This is a genomic window from Simplicispira sp. (assembly GCF_028687295.1).
In the GTDB taxonomy this organism is placed as follows: domain Bacteria; phylum Pseudomonadota; class Gammaproteobacteria; order Burkholderiales; family Burkholderiaceae_C; genus Simplicispira; species Simplicispira metamorpha.
In genome coordinates this window covers 1-2,854 of record NZ_JAQUAL010000230.1, presented here as the reverse complement: position 1 = coordinate 2,854, position 2,854 = coordinate 1, and the positions used below count along the sequence as shown (strand labels likewise).

Annotated in this window: 3 protein-coding genes; all 3 read right to left on the bottom strand. The window is 66.1% G+C overall.

What is annotated here, in order from left to right; translation table 11 throughout:
- Positions 1–89: 89 nt before the first annotated feature.
- The gene (locus PHX69_RS15975) at positions 90–1,244 is read right to left on the bottom strand and encodes an acyl-CoA dehydrogenase family protein (protein WP_119012857.1); all 1,155 of its coding nucleotides are present in this window, start codon (positions 1,242–1,244) and stop codon (positions 90–92) included.
- A 16-nt stretch (positions 1,245–1,260) separates the two neighbouring features.
- Positions 1,261–2,016 (bottom strand): enoyl-CoA hydratase family protein, encoded by a 756-nt coding sequence (locus PHX69_RS15970; protein ID WP_288045116.1) that lies wholly within the window; start codon positions 2,014–2,016, stop codon positions 1,261–1,263.
- A 23-nt stretch (positions 2,017–2,039) separates the two neighbouring features.
- Positions 2,040–2,854 (bottom strand): NAD(P)H-dependent flavin oxidoreductase (locus PHX69_RS15965; protein ID WP_288045113.1); only part of this gene is annotated, 815 nt, incomplete at its 5' end.

The window sequence follows — 2,854 nt, the reverse complement described above, 5'->3', positions numbered from 1 at the left end:
GGCGCGGCCTCGACCATCAAAAAGCGGCTGACCGAATCGCGCAGGGCCTGCTGGTCTTCATTAAAGGTGAAATCCATGGTGGGCCTCGTTCAGTTCTTGGGCAAACCGAGCAGGCGCTCGGCAATGATGTTGCGCTGGATCTCGTTGCTGCCAGCGTAGATGGAGCCCGCCTGCGCAAACAGGAAGCCTTCCAGCCATTCATGCACTTCAGGGTCATCGCACAGTTCGGCGCGCGGGCCCAGGATGCGCATCGCGGTTTCGTGCATGTCCAAGTCCAGCTCCGACCAGAAAATCTTGTTGGTGCTGGCCTCGGCGCCGATGCGTGCGCCGCGCTGCACCCGGCCCACCGTGTGGTAGGACGCCAGGTTGTAGGCCTCGGCGCCCATCCAGGCGCGCAGCACGGCCTCGCGGATCGATGGGTCACGGTCGGCGCTGGCCTGGTGCTTGCGGTACAAGTCCATCAGCTTTTGCGCCGTGCGCTGGTAGCGCGCTGGCGAGCGCAGCAGCAGGCCGCGTTCAAAACCCGCGGTGGCCATGGCCACGTTCCAGCCCTGGCCTTCGTCGCCCAGGCGGTTTTCCACCGGCACGCGCACGTCGTCAAAAAAGATCTCGGCAAACGCCTCCTTGCCGTTGAGGGCCTGGATCGGGCGGATGGTGATGCCCGGTGCATCCAGCGGCACCAGCAGGTAGCTCAGGCCGTGGTGGCGGCTGGAATGGGGGTCGCTGCGGAACAGGCAAAACACCCAATTGGCAAATATCGCCCGGGTGGACCAGGTTTTCTGGCCATTGAGCACATAGTGGTCGCCGTCGCGCAGGGCGCGGCTGCTGATGGCTGCCATGTCCGAGCCCGCATTGGGCTCGCTCCAGCCCTGGGCCCACATGTCGTCGCAGCGCGCCATGCGCGGCAGAAAGCGGGCCTTTTGCTCGGGGGTGCCAAACTCCATCAGCGTTGGCCCCAGCAGCAAGATGCCGTTCTGGTTGACGCGCATGGGCGCATCGGCGGCGGCGTATTCCTCTTCAAAAATCAGCCAGTCGATCAGGTCGCAGCCGCGCCCGCCCAGCTCCTGGGGCCAGGTCACGCTGCTCCAGCCACCTTCGGCCAGGGTGGCCTCCCAGCGGCGGTGCTGCTCGAAGCCTTCGCGCGTGTCGTAGCTGGCAAACGCCTCAGCGGGCACATGGGCGCGCAGCCAGTCGCGCACCTCGGCCCGGAAGGCCTGTTGCGCAGGGGTGTAGTTCAGGTTCATGGTGGCGTCCTCTGGTTCAGAACTTGGCGTCGCGCTTTTCAACGAAAGCCGCCCGGGTTTCGCTGGAATCCGGGCTCATGTAGGCCTGCAACGTGAAGCCTTGCTCCCAGCGGTATTTGTCCTCCAGGTTGCCGTCCTCGATGCCCGTGAGCGCCTCTTTGGCAATGCGGATCATGGCCGGGCTCTTGGCGGCAATCTTGGCGGCGATCTCCAGCGCGGTATCGCGCAGCTGATCGCGCGGCACCACGCGCTCGATGGCGCCCAGGCGCAGTGCCTCGGGGGCGCCGATCATCTCGCCCGTGAAAAACAGGTAGCGCGTTTTTTGCACGCCAAACATGCGCTGCAAATGCGCTGCGCCGCCCATGGCGCCGCGATCCACCTCGGGCAAACCAAAGGTCGCGTCGTCCGCCGCAATCACGATGTCGGCGGCGCCGCAGATGCCGATGCCACCGCCCAGCACAAAGCCCTGCACCGCCGCAATCACCGGCACCTTGTTCAGGTGCACGGCCTTGAAGGTGGCGTAGTTGCCGGCGTTCACGTCCACGATGAGCTTGTCGTTGCTGGCCAGCTCCTTGATGTCCACGCCAGCGCAAAAGCCCCGGCCCTCGGCGCGCACGACGATGACGCGCACTTCGGGGCGCAGGCCCAGGGCCTCGATCTCGGCTGCCAGGCCGCGCCAGCCTGCCGCGTTGAGCGCATTGACGGGTGGGCGGTTCAGCACCACTTCGGCCACGCCGTTGTCGTGTACTTGGGAAGAAAATTGTTGTGTCATGGGGATGGGTCCTTGTCTTGTTCTCAGGCGGCTGCGGCCATGGCGTTCAGTGCGGCCCGCCGCTGGCAGGCCTGGGCCACGATGCCCGCGATCACTTCCTCGCAGGAGTCGAGCCGCCCGATCAGCGCCGCCACCTGCCCTGCCGACATCACGCCCTCGGCGGGCTTGCCCTCCACCATGGAGCGCTGCAACAGCATGGGCGCGTTGGCGGCCATCACGGTTTGCGCCGCGCTGCCGGGGTCGTCGCGCAGCCCTTGCCACAACACGCCCAGTGCGTGCTGCATCGTCATGCCGGTCTGCGCTTTCCACTGCAGGGCCAGGCTGACGGCAATGCGCAAGCGTTTGAAGGGCGATGCCTTTTCCAGCAGGGTCAGGTACTCGTTGGGGATCATGCGCTGGGGCATGCCATCGACCAGGTGCGACACCTGGATCTTTTCCGCGTCGCGCGTGGCCAAGTAGCGCTGCAAGGTCACGTCGGGCACGCCCGAATCGCTGGTCATCAAAAAACGCGTGCCCATGGCAATGCCCTGCGCGCCAAAAGCCAGCGCCGCCAGCAGGCCGCGCCCGTCGTAAAAACCGCCTGCTGCCACCACCGGCACCTGCACGGCATCGACCACCTGCGGCAACAGCACCGTGGTGGGCACCGAGCCGGTGTGGCCACCGCCCTCTCCGCCCTGGATGGTGATGGCGTTGGCGCCCATCTCGATGGCCTTTTGCGCGTGCTTGAGCGCACCGACGGTGGGCATGCAGACGATGCCCGCATCGCGCAGGCGGCCAATCACCTTCTTGTCCGGCCCCCGGCCATAGCTGACGGCGCGCAGCTTGTGCTTGACCGCCA

What these genes read in the sequence shown, in the direction of transcription:
- PHX69_RS15970 (WP_288045116.1), bottom strand. Translation starts at nt 2,016, where the DNA reads ATGACACAACAATTTTCTTCCCAAGTACACGACAACGGCGTGGCCGAA.
- PHX69_RS15975 (WP_119012857.1), bottom strand. Translation starts at nt 1,244, where the DNA reads ATGAACCTGAACTACACCCCTGCGCAACAGGCCTTCCGGGCCGAGGTG.